This is a genomic window from Streptomyces sp. NPDC059785, assembly GCF_042732375.1.
Lineage (GTDB): Bacteria > Actinomycetota > Actinomycetes > Streptomycetales > Streptomycetaceae > Streptomyces.
The window spans coordinates 44,569-62,335 of the sequence record NZ_JBHWHV010000037.1; the positions used below are offsets into that span (position 1 = coordinate 44,569).

General features: G+C 72.3%; 13 protein-coding genes. 9 read left to right on the top strand and 4 right to left on the bottom strand.

The genetic code is table 11. The annotated features are described in order from the left end of the window. Positions 1 to 75 precede the first annotated feature (75 nt). The 3 genes from ACFV6E_RS26025 (at position 76) to ACFV6E_RS26035 (ending at position 2,329) form a co-directional block, all read left to right on the top strand. Positions 76 to 1,107, top strand: coding sequence for an ABC transporter substrate-binding protein (locus ACFV6E_RS26025; protein WP_385166990.1), 1,032 nt, complete (start codon positions 76 to 78; stop codon positions 1,105 to 1,107). Between the two features lie 104 nt (positions 1,108 to 1,211). Next, on the top strand, positions 1,212 to 1,871 hold the full coding sequence (locus ACFV6E_RS26030; RefSeq protein WP_385464949.1) for a hypothetical protein: 660 nt from the start codon (positions 1,212 to 1,214) through the stop codon (positions 1,869 to 1,871). Then, entirely contained in the window at positions 1,868 to 2,329 is a 462-nt protein-coding gene (locus ACFV6E_RS26035; protein ID WP_385166971.1) for an RDD family protein, read from the top strand. Before ACFV6E_RS26030 ends, ACFV6E_RS26035 begins: the two co-directional genes overlap by 4 nt. Positions 2,330 to 2,468: 139 nt before the next feature. On the opposite strand, the gene ACFV6E_RS26040 is transcribed toward ACFV6E_RS26035, so the two are convergent. Next, entirely contained in the window at positions 2,469 to 3,941 is a 1,473-nt protein-coding gene (locus ACFV6E_RS26040; RefSeq protein ID WP_385166973.1) for an MFS transporter, read from the bottom strand. 244 nt (positions 3,942 to 4,185) lie between these two features. Here ACFV6E_RS26040 and ACFV6E_RS26045 point away from each other — a divergent pair, with 244 nt between their 5' ends. The 4 genes from ACFV6E_RS26045 to ACFV6E_RS26060 all read left to right on the top strand — a co-directional run bounded on the left by ACFV6E_RS26045 (position 4,186) and on the right by ACFV6E_RS26060 (position 10,682). Continuing rightward, entirely contained in the window at positions 4,186 to 4,605 is a 420-nt protein-coding gene (locus ACFV6E_RS26045; protein WP_385166975.1) for a hypothetical protein, read from the top strand. 318 nt (positions 4,606 to 4,923) lie between these two features. After that, on the top strand, positions 4,924 to 5,853 hold the full coding sequence (locus tag ACFV6E_RS26050; RefSeq protein WP_385166976.1) for a polyphosphate kinase 2 family protein: 930 nt from the start codon (positions 4,924 to 4,926) through the stop codon (positions 5,851 to 5,853). Positions 5,854 to 5,973: 120 nt separating this feature from the next. Then, on the top strand, positions 5,974 to 8,838 hold the full coding sequence (locus ACFV6E_RS26055; protein ID WP_385464952.1) for a cation-translocating P-type ATPase: 2,865 nt from the start codon (positions 5,974 to 5,976) through the stop codon (positions 8,836 to 8,838). Positions 8,839 to 8,933: 95 nt separating this feature from the next. Further along, positions 8,934 to 10,682 carry a SulP family inorganic anion transporter gene (locus tag ACFV6E_RS26060; protein WP_385464955.1) on the top strand — a complete coding sequence of 583 codons (1,749 nt, stop codon included), beginning with the start codon at positions 8,934 to 8,936 and terminating at the stop codon, positions 10,680 to 10,682. On the opposite strand, the gene ACFV6E_RS26065 is transcribed toward ACFV6E_RS26060, so the two are convergent. The 3 genes from ACFV6E_RS26065 to ACFV6E_RS26075 are packed head-to-tail and all read right to left on the bottom strand — an operon-like array spanning position 10,679 to position 16,407. Further along, positions 10,679 to 12,178, bottom strand: a complete 1,500-nt coding sequence (locus ACFV6E_RS26065) for an alpha-amylase (protein ID WP_385464958.1) — start codon at positions 12,176 to 12,178, stop codon at positions 10,679 to 10,681. The two genes, ACFV6E_RS26060 and ACFV6E_RS26065, sit on opposite strands and share 4 nt — an antisense overlap. Next, positions 12,175 to 14,928, bottom strand: a complete 2,754-nt coding sequence (locus ACFV6E_RS26070; RefSeq protein WP_385166981.1) for a glucosidase — start codon at positions 14,926 to 14,928, stop codon at positions 12,175 to 12,177. Before ACFV6E_RS26070 ends, ACFV6E_RS26065 begins: the two co-directional genes overlap by 4 nt. 21 nt (positions 14,929 to 14,949) lie before the next feature. After that, the gene (locus ACFV6E_RS26075; protein WP_385464961.1) at positions 14,950 to 16,407 is read right to left on the bottom strand and encodes a hypothetical protein; all 1,458 of its coding nucleotides are present in this window, start codon (positions 16,405 to 16,407) and stop codon (positions 14,950 to 14,952) included. A gap of 125 nt (positions 16,408 to 16,532) precedes the next feature. Here ACFV6E_RS26075 and ACFV6E_RS26080 point away from each other — a divergent pair, with 125 nt between their 5' ends. Both ACFV6E_RS26080 and ACFV6E_RS26085 read left to right on the top strand, forming a co-directional pair. Then, the gene (locus tag ACFV6E_RS26080) at positions 16,533 to 17,075 is read left to right on the top strand and encodes a DUF1269 domain-containing protein (RefSeq protein ID WP_385166984.1); all 543 of its coding nucleotides are present in this window, start codon (positions 16,533 to 16,535) and stop codon (positions 17,073 to 17,075) included. Between the two features lie 10 nt (positions 17,076 to 17,085). Beyond that, positions 17,086 to 17,571 carry a DUF1269 domain-containing protein gene (locus ACFV6E_RS26085; protein WP_385166985.1) on the top strand — a complete coding sequence of 162 codons (486 nt, stop codon included), beginning with the start codon at positions 17,086 to 17,088 and terminating at the stop codon, positions 17,569 to 17,571. Positions 17,572 to 17,767: the final 196 nt, after the last annotated feature.

A 17,767-nucleotide genomic window follows, 5' to 3' on the forward strand; every position in this document is an offset into this window, starting at 1 on the left:
TCAGCGAAGTGCACAACCTGAGCGCCACGTGACCCTCAGGAGCGGCCCATGCAGCCCACGCAGGCCATGCAGCCCATGCAGGCCCTACAGCCCCTGCACAGACTCAGCCTTGGACGTATCGCTCGACTCGCTCGACTTCTCGCGGTGTTCGTCACGGTCGTCGGGGCGAGCGCTACCGCCGGGTGCGGGGCGTCGTCCGGCTCCGGCGAGGCCGGCTCCTCGTCCTCCGGCGGAGGCGGCGGCACCACCCGCGTGAAGGTCGGGATCATTCCCATCGTCGACGTCGCTCCGCTCTATCTCGGGCAGAAGCAGGGGTTCTTCGAGGACCGGGGGATCGAGCTGGAGATGGTCAGCGCGCAGGGGGGTGCCGCGATCATCACCGGTGTGGTGAGCGGGCAGTTCCAGCTCGGGTTCAGCAATACGACCTCGTTGATGATCGCCCAGGTCAAGGGCGTGCCCGTGAAGTCCGTCGCCAACGGGGCGGCGTCCAACGGGAAGATCGGCGGCGACGTCACCGGCGTCGCCGTCAAGAAGGACAGCTCCATCAAGTCCGCCGCGGATCTCGCCGGGCACACGGTCGCGGTGAACGCCCTCCAGAACATCGGCGACACCACCGTGCGCGAGTCGGTGCGCCAGGACGGCGGTGATCCCTCCGAGGTGGAGTTCGTGGAGATGCCCTTCGACCAGATGCCGGCCGCGCTGGCCGGCGGGCGGGTGGACGCCGCCTGGATGGGCGAGCCCGCGATGACCGTCGCCAAGCCCCAGGGCGCCCGCGTCATCGCCTCTCCCTTCGCCGAGACGGACCCGAAGCTCACCGTGGCGACCTACTTCACCTCCACCCGGCAGCAGAAGCAGAACCCCGAGCTGGTGAAGGACTTTTCCGACGCCATGCGTGAGTCACTTCGCTATGCCTCCAGCCATCCGGACGAGGCCCGCCGCGTCCTCGGCTCCTATACGAAGATCAGCGGAGACGTGCAGCAGAAGCTCACGCTGCCCGACTGGCCGGCCGAGGTCGACATGCCCTCCCTGGAGAAACTGGCCCGGCTGGGGGAGGAAGACGGTCTCTTCGGCGACAAGAAGCCCGATCTGGAGGCGCTGTTCTCCTGAGGGCTCCTGAGGGCTCCTGAGGGTCCCGGGCTCCTGAAGGCTCCTGAGGGCGCTCACCCGCCACGGATGATGTCGTGGGTCACGAGCCCTGGTCTGTTGGGAAAATGACCGGGTGGCGGGCCCTCGGCCCCGTGGATGCCGTCGTGGTGCGGCCGGTGCGGTACGCGCGAGGGTTGCTCACCGGCGCCGTCGACGCCGTGATCCGTACCGTGTCCGCCGCCGTGGACACCGTGGTCCGTACCGTGTCCGCCGCCGTCGTCGACCGGCTCGATCTCGATGAGCTCGTCTCCCGCGTCGACGTGAACCGGGTCGCGGAGCGCGTCGACGTCGACCGCATCGCCGACCGCGTCGACGTGAACGGGGTCGCCGACCGCGTCGACGTGAACCGGGTCGCCGACCGTGTCGACGTCGCCCGTGTCGCCCGGCGCGTCGACGTCAACGGCATCGCCGACCGGGTCGACATCGACGCGATCATCGCCCGGATCGACCTCACCGGGATCACCCGGCAGGTGCTGCGGGACATCGATCTCGGGCGGATCGTCCGGGAGACCGGTGGCGGTATGGCCGGTGAGACCGTCGACGCCTTCCGCCTGCGGAGCATGAACGGCGACCGTATGGTGAACCGCGTCGCCGACCGGCTGTTGCACCGGACGGGAGACCGGCTGTTGCACCGGACGGGACCGGCCCGGGGCGACGGCGCCGGTCCCGTGGCGGACGACCGAGGTATCGGTACCGGTGCCGGCTCCGGTGCCGGTCCGACGTGAGGTCAGCAGCGTCCGGGTCCGCGCCGCGCGAGGCGTACCGCGGTGGTACCGCCGGGATCGTCTCCCGTGCCCTCGCCGGTGCCGTCGACGCGCTCGTGGTCGCCGGGGCCGGTGTCCTGGTGCACGGCGGGGTCGGCTGCGTGCGGCTGATCGTGAGCGGGCCGCCGTTCCGGTTCCCCGACTACCCCGCCTGGCTCACGGGCGTCTACGGGTGGGCCCTCGCCGTGCTCTATCTCGCGGGCGGCTGGGCCACCGCCGGGTACACCGTCGGCAACCGGCTCCTGGGGCTGCGCGTCACCGGCCGTACGGGACGGCCGCTCGGCGTCGCCCGCGCCCTGCTGCGGGCCGCCCTGTGCGTCGCCTTCCCGCTCGGGCTGCTCTGGGTACCGCTCAGCCGCCGCGACGCCTCGGTCCAGGACCTGCTGCTCGCCAGCGCCGTTCACTACGACTGGCGATGACGACCGGACGACCGGAGCAGGGCCTTGAGAGTGCAGGGCCTTGAGAGTGCAGGGCCTTGAGAGTGCAGGGCCTTGAGAGTGCAGGGCCTTGAGAGTGCAGGGCATTGAGAAGCGCAGGGCCTTGAGACGCTGTGCCGCATCACCCGTCGCGGGTGGTGCGGACACCAGGGGCGGCCGACTCCGCTTCCGTCGGCTCCGGGCGCCGGCCCGGCAGCAGGGCCGCCGCCACCAGGCCGCCCACGCTCACCGCCGCCAGTACGACGAGTGCGGCCGCGTACGGGCCGAAGGCGGGGGCGGCGAGCAGGATCGTGCCGGCCAGGGCCGTACCCACCGAGGAGCCGAGGTTGGAGACGCTGCGGGACAGGCCGGAGATCTCGCCCTGCTGTTCCTCCGGGAAGGCCGACTGCACCACGTTCACGGACGGGGTCAGCATCAGGCCGACGCCCAGGCCGATCAGGAGCAGCCCCGGCGTGGCGGCCCAGGGGCCGGGGGAGAGGTCCGCCAGGGCGAGCAGGACGAGGATGCCGCAGACCGAGGTGGCGAAACCCGCCATGACCAGGGTCCGTTGCGCGCGCCGCTTCGCGAGGCGCTCGGCGCCGAGGGAGGTGACGAGCAGACCGACCGTGGCCGTCGTGAAGATCAGGCCGGTCTCGATCGCGTTGTACCCGCGCACCACCTGGAGGTACGCGGCCACCACGAACGACACCCCCATGAGCATCAGCCACTGGGCGTGCTGGGTGAGCAGGCCCAGGTTGGACGTGCGGTTGCGGAACAGGGCCGTGGACAGCAGGGGTTCGGCACCGGACCGCTCCTTGTGGCGCGCCCAGCCGAAGAAGGCCGCCTGGACCAGTACGCCGAGCAGGAGCAGGCCCGCCGCGAGCCAGCCGTTGTCGTCGGCGGCGAGGATGCCCGTCACCAGCAGCACCAGGCCGACGGCGGACAGGATCGCCCCGCCGGTGTCGAAGGCGCGGGCCGGGTCCGGTGGGAGGGGGTCCTCGATGTGGCGGCTGAGCAGCACGATCGCCGCGATCACCAGCGCCTGGAAGACGAACGCCGCCCGCCAGCTGATCCCCCACGAGATCAGTCCGCCGATCAGCGGTCCGGCCGCGGCGCCGATGCCGGCCATCGCCATGATCGCCCCGAACGCGCGGGCGCGGGAGGTGACTTCGGTGAAGAGCACGGTGGTGAGGATGTAGACGGGCGGAATCAGCAGGGCCGTGCCGATGCCCTCCAGGATCGAGTTGCCGAGGATGAGGACGCCCAGGCCCGGGGCCGCCGCGCTGAGCACCGCGCCGACGCCGTACACGACGAGGCCGGTCACGAAGCAGCGCTTGCGGCCCCAGCGGTCGGTGAGCTTGCCGCCGGGGATCATCAGCGCCGCCATCACCAGGAGGAAGACGGTGATGGCCACCTGTACGCCCTGCACGGTGGTGTTCAGGTCCTCGCTGATGTCGGTGATCATCACGTTCATGTTGGAGCCGGCGAAGCTGCAGATGAACTGGGCGAGCGCGAGCGGCACCAGGACGCGGCGCAGGGGGTGGGCCGGGTCGGCCGCGGCGCCTGTGTCTTCTCCGGGGGCGGGTGGCACCTCGGGGCTGGGTGGCACGGCCATCGACTCGCCTCCGATCGGGGCGGCCGGCGGGCGCCGGTTCGGCGCCGCCGTCGAGCGGGGCGGCGCGGAACGGTCCGCCGGTTCCCGGCCATCCTCACGGTCCGCCGGTTCCCGGCCATCCTCCTGAGGCGGCCGCCGGCCGTCGTCACCCCCGGAGGGTGACGACGGCCGGCACCGGCCCATAGCAAGTTGCGGGAGCGCAGGGCTGCGCACGGCAGCCGCGCCGGAGAGAGAGGTCTCTGCCATGGTCACGACCACTCCGCACCATCGCTCGGAAGCCACACAGGGCGTCGCGAGCGGTCTGACGATGTTCGCCGCGGTGATGCTTTTCCTCGTCGGCTCCCTCGCCATCTTCCGGGGCATCATGGGCATCGCCGAGGACGAGGTGTTCGTCGACACCCGTAACTACGTCTTCAAGTTCGACCTGACGAGCTGGGGCTGGATCCACCTCGGCTTCGGGGTGGTCGCCGTGATCGTGAGCCTCGGGCTGTTCACGATGGCCACCTGGGCCAGGGTCTCCGCGATGGTCATCGCGGGGCTCGTGATCCTGGTGAACTTCCTGTCCATCCCGTACTACCCGGCCTGGTCGATCACCGTGATCGCGTTCTCCGGTGTCGTCATCTGGGCGCTGTGCGTGGTGCACCGCGAGTCGATCTGGGACTAGGGCGTGTTGCGAAAGTCCCGTCGTTCGCCCGAAGGGCGGGTCGCGCGGCGTCAGGTGCGTGCTCTCGGCGTGCCGGGCGGAAGCCCTCGTACTGGACGTACTCGGGCTTTCGCCCGGTGCGGCGAGAGGGCCTGCATGGCGTCGCGCGGCAGGCGGGACTTTCGCCACACGCCCTAGGAGGGCCGAGACCGGGGCGGACCGCGGGGCTGCCCTCCCGTGTCCCGCCCTCCGCGGGCCGTGGAGGGCGGGACACCAGCCGCGGAGGGCGGGACACCGGGCCGACGCGGGACACCGGGCCGAGAAGGAGGGACTCCTCGTATGGCCGACGAGCGTGCCGAGCGGGACCGGCGGGCCGAGCGGATCGCCGGCTTCATCGCGCCGCTGCGGGTGAAGCCGGGCTCGAAGGTGAACCTGGTCCGGGACTTCGACCCCGCCTTCAAGGCGGGCGTCTCCCGCAAGCAGGAGGGGCAGCAGCTGCTGCGGGCCGGCGTCGAACTCCTCGCCGACTACCAGCGGCGGCTAGCCGCCCAGGGCACGTACGGGGTGCTGCTCTGTCTGCAGGCGCTGGACGCCGGCGGCAAGGACGGCACCATCCGGCACGTCATGACCGGCGTCAACCCGCAGGGCGTGCACGTGGCGAACTTCAAGGTGCCCTCGGCCGAGGAGCTCGACCACGACTACCTCTGGCGCTACGCCTGCCGGCTGCCCCGGCGCGGGGAGATCGGCATCTTCAACCGCTCGCACTACGAGGAGGTCCTGGTCGTACGGGTGCACCCGGAGCACCTCGACCGCCAGCGGCTCCCGGCGTCGGCGAAGCGCAAGGGCGTGTGGCGCAGGCGCTACCGCGAGATCAACCAGTGGGAGCGTTACCTGCACGACAACGGGTTCCGGATCGTGAAACTCTTCCTGAACCTGTCCCGGGAGGAACAGCGCCGGCGCTTCCTGAAGCGGATCGACGTACCGGAGCGCAACTGGAAATTCTCCGCCGCCGACGCCCGCGAGCGTGCCCGGTGGGACGACTACCAGCAGGCGTTCTCCCGGATGCTGTCGGCCACCAGCACCCGCTGGGCGCCCTGGTACGTGATTCCGGCCGACCGCAAGTGGTTCGCGCGGACCTGCGCGGCCGCGGTGCTCGCCGACACGCTGATCAGGATCGATCCCCAGTACCCGGAGGTGGGCGAGCAGGCCCGGCACGAACTGGCCCTGGCCCGCAAGGAGCTGGAGGCCCAGGCGCCGGACGGCCGGTGAGCCGCACCGGGCGGAGCCGCACCAGCCCGCGCACCGGGCGGAGCCGCACCAGGCCCCGCACCCGGCGGAGCCACACCAGGCCGCCCCGGCGGCGGCCGCACGGGACCGGAGGCACGGACGATGACCGCAGCGGCAGACGGACGGGACGGCGAGGCACGTAGCGACGGCCGACCGGGCGGACAGGAGCGCGGGGACGGCCGGCGCGACGGCGGCCGGCGGGGCGCGGGAGTACCGGCGCCCGGGGAACGGGACGACGTCGGTCCGGCTGTCTCCCACCCCTGGTACGCCCAGCCGCCCGAAGCCGTCGCCCACGCGCTCCGCGTGGACCCCGCCACCGGTCTGAGCCCCGCCGAGGCGGCCGGGCGGCTGGACCGTGACGGTCCCAACGCGCTGCCCGAGGAACGGCCGCGCCCCCTGTGGCGGCGGGCGCTCGACCAGTACGGCAGCTACATGCAGCTCATCCTGGTCGCCTCCGCCGTCGTCTCGCTCGCCATCCAGGAGTGGGCCACCGCGGTGCTGCTGCTGGTCCTGACCGTGATCAACGCCGTCATCGGCATGCGCCAGGAGGGCAAGGCCGAGAGCGCCATGAACGCGCTCAAGTCGATGATGAAGGCGACCGCCCGGGTACGGCGCGGCGGGACGGAGTCCGTGATACCGGGTGAAGAGGTCGTCGTCGGTGACGTCGTGCTCGTCGCCGCCGGGGACGACGTGCCCGCCGACGGCCGGCTCGTCGTGGCCAGCGCCCTCCAGGTGGACGAGTCCGCGCTGACCGGCGAGAGCACCCCCGCCGCGAAGGACACCGGGATCGTACGGGGAGCGGACCTGCCGCCCGGCGACCGCACCAACATGGCGTTCATGAACACGCCCGTCACGCACGGCAGCGGGGTCATGCTGGTCACGGCCATCGGGTCCGGCACCGAGCTGGGCCGGATCTCCGGGATGCTGTCGGCCACCAAGCGCGAGGAGTCGCCGCTGACCAGGGAGCTGGACCGGCTGACCCTGTGGATCGCCGCGGCGGCCGGGCTGACCATGGTGGTGATGTTCGTCCTCGGGCGCGGCCGCGGCGAGGCGTGGGACGCGCTGTTCGTGAGCGCCGTCTCGCTGGCCATCGCGGCCATCCCCGAGGCGCTGCCCACGGTGACGCAGACGATCCTCTCGCTGGGCAGTCTGGACCTCGCCGGGCGGCACGCCATCGTCAAGGACCTCCCGTCGGTGGAGACCCTCGGCTTCACCTCGGCGATCAACTCCGACAAGACCGGCACGCTGACGCTGAACCAGATGACGGTCGTGGAGGTGGTCGACGCCTTCGACCGCTACACGGTCTCCGGCTCCGGTTACGGGCTCGAGGGCCGGATCCAGCACGTCGCGGGGCGGTCGCCCGACATCGAGGACGCGATCCTGCCGTATCTGGTCGCCAGTGACGCCCGGCTCGTCGACGGGCGGGTGGTGGGGGACCCGACCGAAGGCGCGCTGCTGGTCCTCGGGCACAAGGCCGGGATCGACGTCGACGCCACCCGCGAACGGCTGCCCCGCCTGGCCACGCTGCCCTTCGACCCCGCGTACAAGCTGATGGCGACCTTCCACCCGGCCGAGGACGCGCGCGGCAGGCCGGTCGTGCGCTGCTTCGTGAAGGGGGCGGCGCCCGCGGTCCTCGCGCGCGCCGGGACCGCCCTGTCGGGCGGGGTGAGCATCCCCTGGGACGCCGCCCTCGACAAACGGGCCCGCGGGCAGCTCGAGCGGATGGAGCGGGCGGGCCGCCGGGTGATGGCCGCCGCCACCCGTGACCTCGACCCGGCCGAGTTCGCCGCGGACGGTGAACTGCTCGCGCTGGTCACCGAGTTGGAGGTGACGAGCCTGGTCGGGATGGAGGACCCGCCGCGCGCGGAGTCCAAGGCGGCGGTGGCGGGCGCGCGGGCGGCCGGTATCCGGGTCCGCATGGTGACCGGGGACGACGTCATCACCGGTGCCGCCGTCGCCGAACAGATCGGCATCGAGGGCGAGGCGATCCTCGGCTCCGACTTCGCCGCCCTGCCGGAGAAGGAACGGCTGGCCCGTATCGACGGCATCGGTGTGATCGGCCGGGTCGCCCCCGAGCACAAGGTGCTGCTCGCCGACACCCTCAAGCAGCGGGGCGACGTGGTGGCCATGACCGGGGACGGGGTGAACGACGCCCCGGCCATCAAGGCCGCCGACATCGGGATCGCCATGGGCTCCGGCACGGAGGTCGCCAAGAACGCGGGCCGGCTGATCCTGTCGGACGACAACTTCGCCACGATCGTCTTCGCGGTGGAGCAGGGCCGCAAGATCTACGACAACCTCACCAAGTACATCCGGTTCGTCCTGGTCCTGCTCGTCGTGTTCGTGCTGACCTTCCTCGGCGCGACGCTGTTCGACATCGCGAGCGGGGAGCCGTTCAACCCCGCCCAGGTGCTGTGGATCCACTTCTTCGTCAACGCGGCCTTCGGCTTCTCCCTCGGCTTCGACCGCGTCAGCCCGGGGCTGATGGAACGCGGGCCCAGGCCGCGCGGGGAGCCCGTCATGACCCGGAGCCTGATGCTCACCGTCGGGCTCGCCGGGCTCGCCGTCACCGTCGCGCTGCTGTCGCTGATCCAGCTCGGCGAGTCCCGTTTCGACAGCGTCCGCACCGGCCAGTCGATCGCGTTCACGGCGTTCGCGTTCTGTCTGATCGTGGCCGCCCTCGAATGCCGCAGCGAGACCGGCACCGTGCTGACGACGGCGACCTTCGACAGCAGGCAGCTCAACTGGACCATGGCGGGCGAGTTCGCGCTCGCCGTCCTCGCGACGCAGACGGACGCCTTCAACCGGCTGCTGGGGACGGTCCCGCTCACCGTCGGGCAGTTCGGCTGGGCGCTGGTGCCGCCGCTCGCGCTGCTGGCACTGTGGGAGCTCGGCAAGTTCCTCGCCCGCGAACGGCGGGAACCGTCCGGACGGCACGCGGCGCCCCACGCCGCCCGGCGCGGCTGACGACCGGCAACGACCGGCCCGGCGCGTACGCGCCGAGGACAGCCCGTACGCGCCAAGAACAGCCCGTACGCGCCGAGGACAGGCTGAGGAGCAGCATGCCACGTCACGCCAAGCAGGTCCTGCGCGCTCTGCCGGGGCTGCGGGTCCTCGCCTCCTACCGGCGGGAATGGCTCGTCAAGGACCTCGTCGCGGGCATCGTCCTCACCACGCTGCTGGTGCCGCAGGGCATGGCGTACGCGGAGCTGGCGGGGCTGCCCGCGATCACCGGCCTGTACACGTCCGTGCTCTGTCTGCTGGCCTACGCCGTCTTCGGCCCGTCCCGGATCCTGGTGCTCGGGCCCGACTCCTCGCTCGGGCCGATGATCGCCGCGACGGTGCTGCCGCTGGTGGCGGCCGGCGGGGACAGCGCACGGGCGGTCGCACTCGCCTCGATGCTGTCGCTGATGGTCGGGGCGATCACGGTCCTGGCCGGTGTCGCCCGCCTCGGCTTCGTCGCCGACCTCATCTCCAAGCCCACGATGATCGGCTACATGAACGGCCTGGCGCTGACCATCCTGGTCGGGCAGCTGCCCAAGCTGTTCGGGTTCAAGGTCGAGGCGGAGGGGCTGCTCGCCGAGTTCGGTGACTTCGTCGGCGGTCTGGCCGACGGGCGCGCGGTGCCCGCCGCGGTGGCCGTCGGCGGCTCGGGGATCGTCCTGATCCTGGTGCTCCAGAGATGGCTGCCGAAGGTGCCGGCGGTCCTGGTCATGGTGGTCCTCGCGATCGCCGCGACCACCCTCTTCGACCTCGACGACCACGGGGTGTCGCTGGTCGGCGAACTGCCGCGCGGCCTGCCGCCGCCGACCGTCCCCGACGTACGGCTCGACGACCTCGCGCCGCTGTTCGCCGGGGCGCTGGGCATCGCCCTGGTCTCCCTCGCCGACACCATCTCCAACGCCACCGCGTTCGCGGGGCGCCAGGGGCAGGAGGTCCGCGGGAACGAGGAGATGACCGCGATCGGCGCCGCGAACGTGGCCGCCGGGCTGTTCCAGGGCTTCCCCGTCAGCACCAGCGGGTCACGGACGGCCGTGGCGGAGCGGGCGGGCGCCAAAACCCAGCTCACCGGGGTCGTCGGGGCCGCGCTGATCGTCCTCATGCTGGTGCTGCTGCCGGGGCTGTTCCGCAATCTGCCGCAGCCCGCGCTCGCCGCGGTCGTCGTCACGGCCTCCCTCTCGCTGGCCGATCTCGCGGGCACGCGGCGCCTGTGGCACCAGAGCAGGGCGGAGTTCCTGCTGTCGCTCTCGGCGCTGCTCGGGGTGGCCCTGCTCGGTGTGCTGCCCGGCATCGCGATCGCCGTCGGCCTGTCCATCCTCAATGTGTTCCGGCGGGCCTGGTGGCCGTACAACACCGTGCTCGGGCGGGTGCCGGGACTGGAGGGCTACCACGACGTGCGCTCCCACCCGGAGGCCGAGCACCTGCCGGGGCTGGTGATCCACCGCTTCGACGGGCCGCTGTTCTTCGCCAACGCCAAGGCGTTCCGCGAGGAGGTGACGCGGCTCGCCCGGAGCGAGCCGCCGCCGCGCTGGGTGCTGATCGCGGCCGAGCCGGTGACGGACGTGGACACCACCGCCGCCGACGAACTGGAGAAGCTTGACCGGGTGCTGAACGAGCGGGGCGTCCACCTGGTCTTCGCCGAGCTGAAGGACCCGGTACGGCGGAAGATCGAGCGCTACGAGCTGACCCGGACGATCGATCCCGGGCACTTCTACCCCACGCTGGAGGCGGCGGTGGCCGCGTTCCGCGAGCTGACCGGGGCCGGGTGGACGGCGGGGGACCGTCCACCCGGCGGGAGCGAGGGCCGTTAGGCTGCGCCCGCCGCTCCCACGGACAGTACGTACGTCTCCCACGCCCCCAGGTCCACGAACAGCCCCGGGCCGGTCAGTTCCGCGACCGGGCGTTCGAAGCGGTCGCCGTTCAGGACGCCCTTCAACTCGCAGACTTCGGCGCCCAGTTCGGACTGTTTGCCGGTCCACGGGAGCCGGATCCGCGCCTGGGACGGATGCCCGGACAGGTTCACCACCGTGAGGAATTGGCCCGCGGGGCCCGACCAGGACCAGGCGAGCAGGGAGCGGTGGGTGGGGTTGTCCGGCCAGCCGGTGCACTCCAGCAGCTGCCAGCGGCCGGTGCGCATGCCGCTGCGGTGGACGCCGGCCAGCAGCCGTTCGTGGAAGCCGCGCAGCCCGGTGTCCGGCGGTTCGTCCGGGCGCCGGTCCAGGAAGACGGGCAGCTGGACGCGGCGGCCGGTGAACTGGCCCTCGTGCCACAGCGTCGCCCCGGGCAGCGTGGCGATCGCGACGGCCGCCGCCCGTTCCTTCGCCCGCTCCATCGTGGCGGCGGCCCGCGGCTCGTCGTGGTTCTCCAGGAACCGCACCAGACGTCGCTGGTAGTCCTCGCCCGCCCGCAGGTGCTCATGGACGGACCCGGGGCTCTCGTGCAGCAGCCGGTCGTAGAGGCGTTTGTCGTAGCAGAAGTCGAAGCCCTGCTGCTGGAGGTCCCATTCGAGGTCCCAGTACGCCTCGGCGACGAACAGCATGCCGGGGTGGGCGCGGCGCACGCCGTCGAGGACGGCGGGCCAGAACTCGGCGGCCGGGGGAGTGCCCGCCCGCTCCCCCCAGGTCCGCGCGAAGACGTCGTTCATCAGCAGCATCGCCATGTCGCAGCGGACCCCGTCGCAGGCCCGGCCGATGCGGGTCAGGACGCCCGAGGTCGCCGCGCGCAGCCTCGGCTCGAAGGCGTTGAGCTGCACCACGTCGGGCCAGGGCGGGAAGAACGGGTCGCGGCCCCGGGCCAGTACGGCCGCCCCGGTGTCCAGGTAGGCGGCCGGGTCCTGCCGGGCCTCGGCGGCGGTGCCCTGCACGAAGTACTCGGGGTGGTTCGTCACCCAGGGGCTGTCCGGGGCGACGTGGTTGGGCACGTAGTCGAGCAGCAGGCCGATGCCCCGGCGGTCGAGTTCGGCGCGCGCCGCGGCCAGCCCCTCCGGCCCGCCGAGCGAGGCGTCGACCTCGTAGCGCCGTACGCAGTACGGGGAACCGGCGATCTCGTCCACGCCGATGTCCGGCACCGCGCGGGCGAAGGCGGCGCGCAGCGTGTCGTCGCGCAGCGCGATGACCCGGCCCTCGGGGCTGCGCTCCCACACGCCCATCAGCCACACCGCGTCGACGCCGTACGGAGTGATCTCGTCCCACGCCTCCTTGGGCACGTCGCCGAGGCCGAGCGGGCGGCCGGCGCGGTGGCGCAGTTCGTGCAGCCAGACGCGGGTGTTGACCTCGTACACGACGGGCTGTCCCGGGAGCCTGGTCATGGCGTCTCCGTCCTGGACCGCTCGGATTTGCTCCGCTCGGATTTGCTCCGCTCGGGTTTGGTGCGCTCGGGTTTGCCGCGCTCGGGCTGGAAGTCGCGGGGCGCGAGCGTGCCGAAGATCTGCATGAGGGCGGCGACCAGGCCGGTCCAGCCGGTCTGGTGGGCGGCGCCGATACCGGCGCCGTTGTCGCCGTGGAAGTACTCGTGGAACAGGATCAGATCACGCCAGTGCGGGTCGTTCTGGAAGATCTCCTGCCCGCCGTAGACCGGACGGCGTCCGTCCGCGTCGCGCAGGAAGATGCGGGCCAGCCGCCCGGAGATCTCCTCGGCGACCTGGAACAGGGTCCTGCGCACACCGGAGCCGGTCGGGCACTCCACGGTCAGGTCGTCGCCGTAGAACCCGTACAGGTTGAGCAGTGCGCGGATGACCAGGGCGTTCATCGGGAACCAGACGGGTCCCCGCCAGTTGGAGTTGCCGCCGAACATCCCGGAGTCCGACTCGGCGGGCAGATAGCCGACGCTGTACTCCTGGCCGTCCACCCAGAACGTGTACGGGTGCTCGGCGTGGTACCGGGACAGCGCGCGGATGCCGTACGGGCCGAGGAACTCGTCCTCGGACAGCAGGTGCCCGAGGACCCGGACGAGCATCTTCTCGTCGAGGACCGACAGCAGCCGGGGACCGCCCGCGACGCCCGCCTGCGCCGCGGCCAGCGAGATGTCCAGCGAGGGGTGCCGGTCGGCGAACCGGCGCAGCCGCTCGGTCAGCCCCTGCACCCGCGCCACCTGCGCCGGCTGGAAGACGGTCGACGCGCACAGCGGCAGCAGGCCCACCATGGAGCGGACCTTCAGCCGGACGGCCCGGCCGTCGGGGAAGCGCAGGACGTCGTAGAAGAAGCCGTCCTCCTCGTCCCAGAGCTCGTCGGGGAGGTTGCCGAGACGGTCCAGGGAGGCGGCGATCCACAGGTAGTGCTCGACGAACTTCAGCACCAGCTCCTCGTACACGGGGCTGTGTTCGAGGAGTTCGCCGGCGATCTGGAGCATGGACTGGCAGTACAGGGCCATCCACGCGGTGCCGTCGGCCTGTTCGAGCCGGCCGCCGGTGGGCAGCGGGGCGCTGCGGTCGAAGACGCCGATGTTGTCCAGGCCGAGGAAGCCGCCCTGGAAGACGTTCTGCCCGTCGGGGTCCTTGCGGTTGACCCACCAGGTGAAGTTCGTCAGCAGCTTCTGGAAGACCCGTTCGAGGAACGCGCGGTCCGCGTGCCCGGTGGTGGTCTTCTCCATCATGTAGACGAAGTACGCGGCCCAGGCGTGCACCGGCGGATTGACGTCCCCGAAGTTCCACTCGTACGCGGGGATCTGCCCGTTGGGGTGCAGATAGGTGTCGCGCAGCAGCAGCTCCAGCTGCTCCTTGGCCAGCGGGATGTCCACCGCCGACAGGGCGACGGTGTGGAAGGCGAGGTCCCAGGCGGCGAACCAGGGGTACTCCCACTTGTCCGGCATGGAGACGACGTCGTCGCAGGTCATGTGGAACCACTCGCGGTTGCGCACCCCCGCGCGCGGGGCGCTCCACGGGTCCACGCCGTGCTCGCCCAGCCAGGTCTCCAGGTCGTAGAGGTAGTACTGCTTCGACCAGAGCATCCCGGCGAGCGCCTGGCGGATCACCCGGGCCTCGTCCTCGCTCGCCCCGCCGGGGGTCAGCTCCCGGTAGAAGGCGTCCGCCTCGGCGATCCGCTCCCTGAAGACGGCGTCGAAGCCGCGGGCCGCCGTCGACAGCGACGAACCGGTGGGCGCGAGCCGCAGCCGCAGCGTCTCGCTGCCGCCCGCGGGCAGCGTGAGCACGTAGTGGGCGGCGGCCTTGGTGCCCTCCTGCGCGGGGTTGACGGTGCCCGAGTCCCCGTCGACGACGTGCCGGCCGATGCCGTCCTTGACGTACGGGGAGGCGTTCGGGGTGCCGTACAGCCGCTCGGCGTCCGTCTCGTTCTCGGTGAACAGCAGCGGCACGGCGGCCCCGCAGCGCAGGTCGTAGCTGCCCAGTTCGGGGTGGACGGCGCGGACGGCGGCCGTGCCGCGCGGGCCCTCGACCGCGCTCAGCCGCGGTTTCTCCCGCCCGTCGTGCCACGACCAGGTGTTGCGGAACCACAGCGTGGGCAGCACGTGCACGGTCGCCTCGTCCGGGCCCCGGTTGTCGACGGTGATCCGCACCAGTACGTCGTCGTCCGCGGCCTTGGCGTACTCCACCGTGACGTCGTAGTAGCGGCTGTCGTCGAAGACCCCGGTGTCCAGCAGCTCGTACTCGAGGTCCTGCCGCCCGCGGGCCCCGTTGACCGCCACCAGGTCCAGGTACGGGAACTCGGCCTGCGGATACTTGTACAGGTACTTCAGGTACGAGTGGCTGGGCGTGGAGTCGAGGTAGAAGTAGTACTCCTTGACGTCCTCGCCGTGGTTGCCCTCGCCGTTGGTCAGGCCGAACGCCCGCTCCTTGAGGATGGGGTCGCGGCCGTTCCACAGGGCGAGCGCCAGGCACAACCGCTGCTTCTCGTCGCAGATCCCGCCGAGGCCGTCCTCGCCCCAGCGGTAGGCGCGCGAGCGCGCGTGGTCGTGCGGGAAGGCGGCCCAGGCGTCGCCGCCCGGCGAGTAGTCCTCACGGACGGTGCCCCACTGCCGTTCGCTCAAGTAGGGCCCCCACAGCCGCCACCCCCCGTTCTCGTCCCCCCTCGGGCCGGTCCGCCCGGCGCTCGTCCGCTTGCTCATGTGCTCCCCCTCGCGGTGGGCTCACCCGGGGCTGCTCCCCCTCGCGGTGGGCCCACCCGGGGCGCCAGTCTCGGCGGACCCGCCCGGCGCCGCTTCACCTTCCGCGGGTGAGGCGCCGCCGCGGGCCACCAGCGTGACGGCGACCTCGTACGCGGCCAGTACCGCGGCGGTCACCAGCAACCCGGTCCAGGAGGACAGCGCCAGCGCGACCAGGGCGGCGACGACGACGCCCGCGATCCGCAGCACGTCGGCCCACCGGGCGACGAGCCGCTGGAACCCGCTGTCCTTGGTCAGCCGCTGGCCGGTGCGCGCGGCGAGGCGGCCGGTCGCCCGGGCACCCTGCACGGTGTACCGGCGCAGCGCCACCGGCAGCCGCCCGGGACCCACCAGATAGGCGAGCACGGCGAGCACGGCACCGAACCAGAGGAGCTGGTCGCCGCGTTCGCGCAGCGTGGTGAAGACGGTCCACAGCGCCGAGCGCACCCCTTCGCGGTAGACGCCCGGCTCCACGGCGGCCAGCAGCTGGTCCCGCACGGCGCGCAGCACGGCCGCGAGCACGGTGACGCCGACCACCAGCCACAGCCCGAACTGGAGCAGGGTGCGGCGCCGGGCCGGGGAGATCCACAGCGCCAGGACGAGCAGCACGAACGTGCCCACGAGCAGCGCGGCAAGCGCCCGCTTGAACGTCAGGACGGCCCGCTGCAACTGCGCCAGCTCGTGCCGGTCGTACAGCTTGATCTGCGCGAAGTCGGCGGGCAGGGACACCCCGAGCGCGTTCTCGATCCGGTCGTGCAGTCCCGGCGGTATCGCGCCCGACTTCAGGGGCGGCAGGTCGATCCTCTTGCCGCGCACGGTGGGGAGCTGGTCCTCCAGTTCGCTCAGGACGTTGTTGACCAGCGGGAGCAGGTTCAGGGTGACCGTGTCGCCGCGCACTCGCACGTTGGCGCTGCGGTTCTCCAGGACGGCGACGATCCGCGCGTGCGCGATCCGGTTCGCCTCGCGCCACAGCTCCTGGAACCGCTCCGTGCGCATCAGTTCGGCGATCCGCCGCCGCAGCCGGTCGTGCACCGCGTCGGCCAGCGGACCCGCCGCGAAGTTCGCCCGCGGCGGCAGCGCCTCGGTCAGCCGCCGCTCCAGGTCGAGCCGGCCCGAGATCTCGTCCGCGAGATAGCGCGAGACGGCCGCGTTCACCGCCCGGTCGCCGGCCAGCGGGCCGACCGTGGCCACCCAGCGCCCGGTGTCCAGCGAGGTCCGCGCGCCCCACACCCCGACGACCGAGGTCACCGCGAGGAGACCGGCCAGCGCGATCAGCAGCGCGGCGAAGGACCGCCGCACCAGCAGCAGCCGCGCCCGCCTGCGCCGCTCGGTGCCGGCCCGGTCGCGCAGCTCCTCGACCTCCGCCCGCAGCCGGACCAGCTCCGCCTCGGCGGCCGGCTCCCGCACGGGCGGGGCCCCGTCCGCCGTATCCCCAGCAGTCATGGCGCACGCACCTCCCCGGCCCACCGTCGCTCCGCACGGCCCCGCCGCCCCTCACCTCCGGCGGGTGACGCGGTGCGCCGTCCGGCGGGGCTGGATGGGGGCGGTCACGTCGAAAGGGAGGCACCATGGTCAGGATCGGCCCCATCCAGCTGCTCGCCGTCGAGTTCGGGCCCGACGCGAAGTTCGAGGGACGGATCGTCGAAGAACTCGGCATCCTCGAGGCGAACGGCCAGATCCGCGTCCTCGACATGCTCTTCGTGCGCAAGGAGCCCGACGGGGAGCTCTTCGCCCTCGACTTCCAGGCGGAGGGCATGGGCGACACCGTCGCCGCCCTGCTCGGCATCCCCCGTGAGCGGCTGCGCGCGGCCGAGGCGATGGCCCCGTCCCTGGCCGGCGGCCACGCCTTCGGGCTCACCGCCACCGAGATCAGGGAGACGGCCGAGGACCTGGACCCCGGTGCCTCGGCGGGCTTCATCCTGCTGGAACACGTGTGGGCGACGTATCTGCGCAGCGCGATCCGTGACGCGGGCGGCGTGCCCGTCGCGGAGGGCTTCCTCACCGAGGAGGCGCTCGAACCGGTGGCCGCGGACCTCGCCGCCGCGGCGCAGCGGCTGGGCGAACCGGCCGCGCCACCCTCACCCCGCCGGAACACCGGCAAGTCCCGTTAGGAGATGGGCGATGGCAGACCTCGTCGTGCTCGGATTCTCGGACAAGGACAAGGCCGACGCCGTGATGCGGCTGGCCAAGGAACTGTCCAAGCAGGAACTGCTGGACCTGGAGGACGCGGCGCTGGCCTGGCGCACCATGGACGGCAAGATCCGCGTACGCCAGTCCTACAACCCCGCGGCCACCGGTGCCGCCGGGGGAGCGCTGTGGGGCACGCTGTTCGGGATGCTGTTCCTGATGCCGGTGTTCGGCGCCGCCGTCGGCGCGGCCACCGGGGCCGTCGCCGGCAAGCTCACCGACATCGGCATCAACGACTCCTTCGTCAAGGAGATCGCGGCCACCCTCGAACCCGGCCGGGCCGCGGTCTTCGCCCTGGTACGCCGCTCCACCCCCGACCGGGTCCGCGAGGCGCTGGCCCCCTTCCACCCCACCGTCCTGCGCACCTCGCTGACCAAGGACCGCGAGGACGAACTGGTCGAGGCCCTGTCGAAGCAGTGACACCGGCACCGGGGGAGTGACGCCGCCGTGACCGGCGGGGCGGGGGGTGTCCGGCGGCGCGCCCGCGCGCCGCCGGACACGGACTCACCAACTTCACCCGGGTGAGATGGTGACCGCTGCGGCGGCCAACGTCGCCCCTCCCTCCCACACTTGTCTGTGCCCGCACCACCCTGCTCCCGGAGCGAGGTGCCCGCAT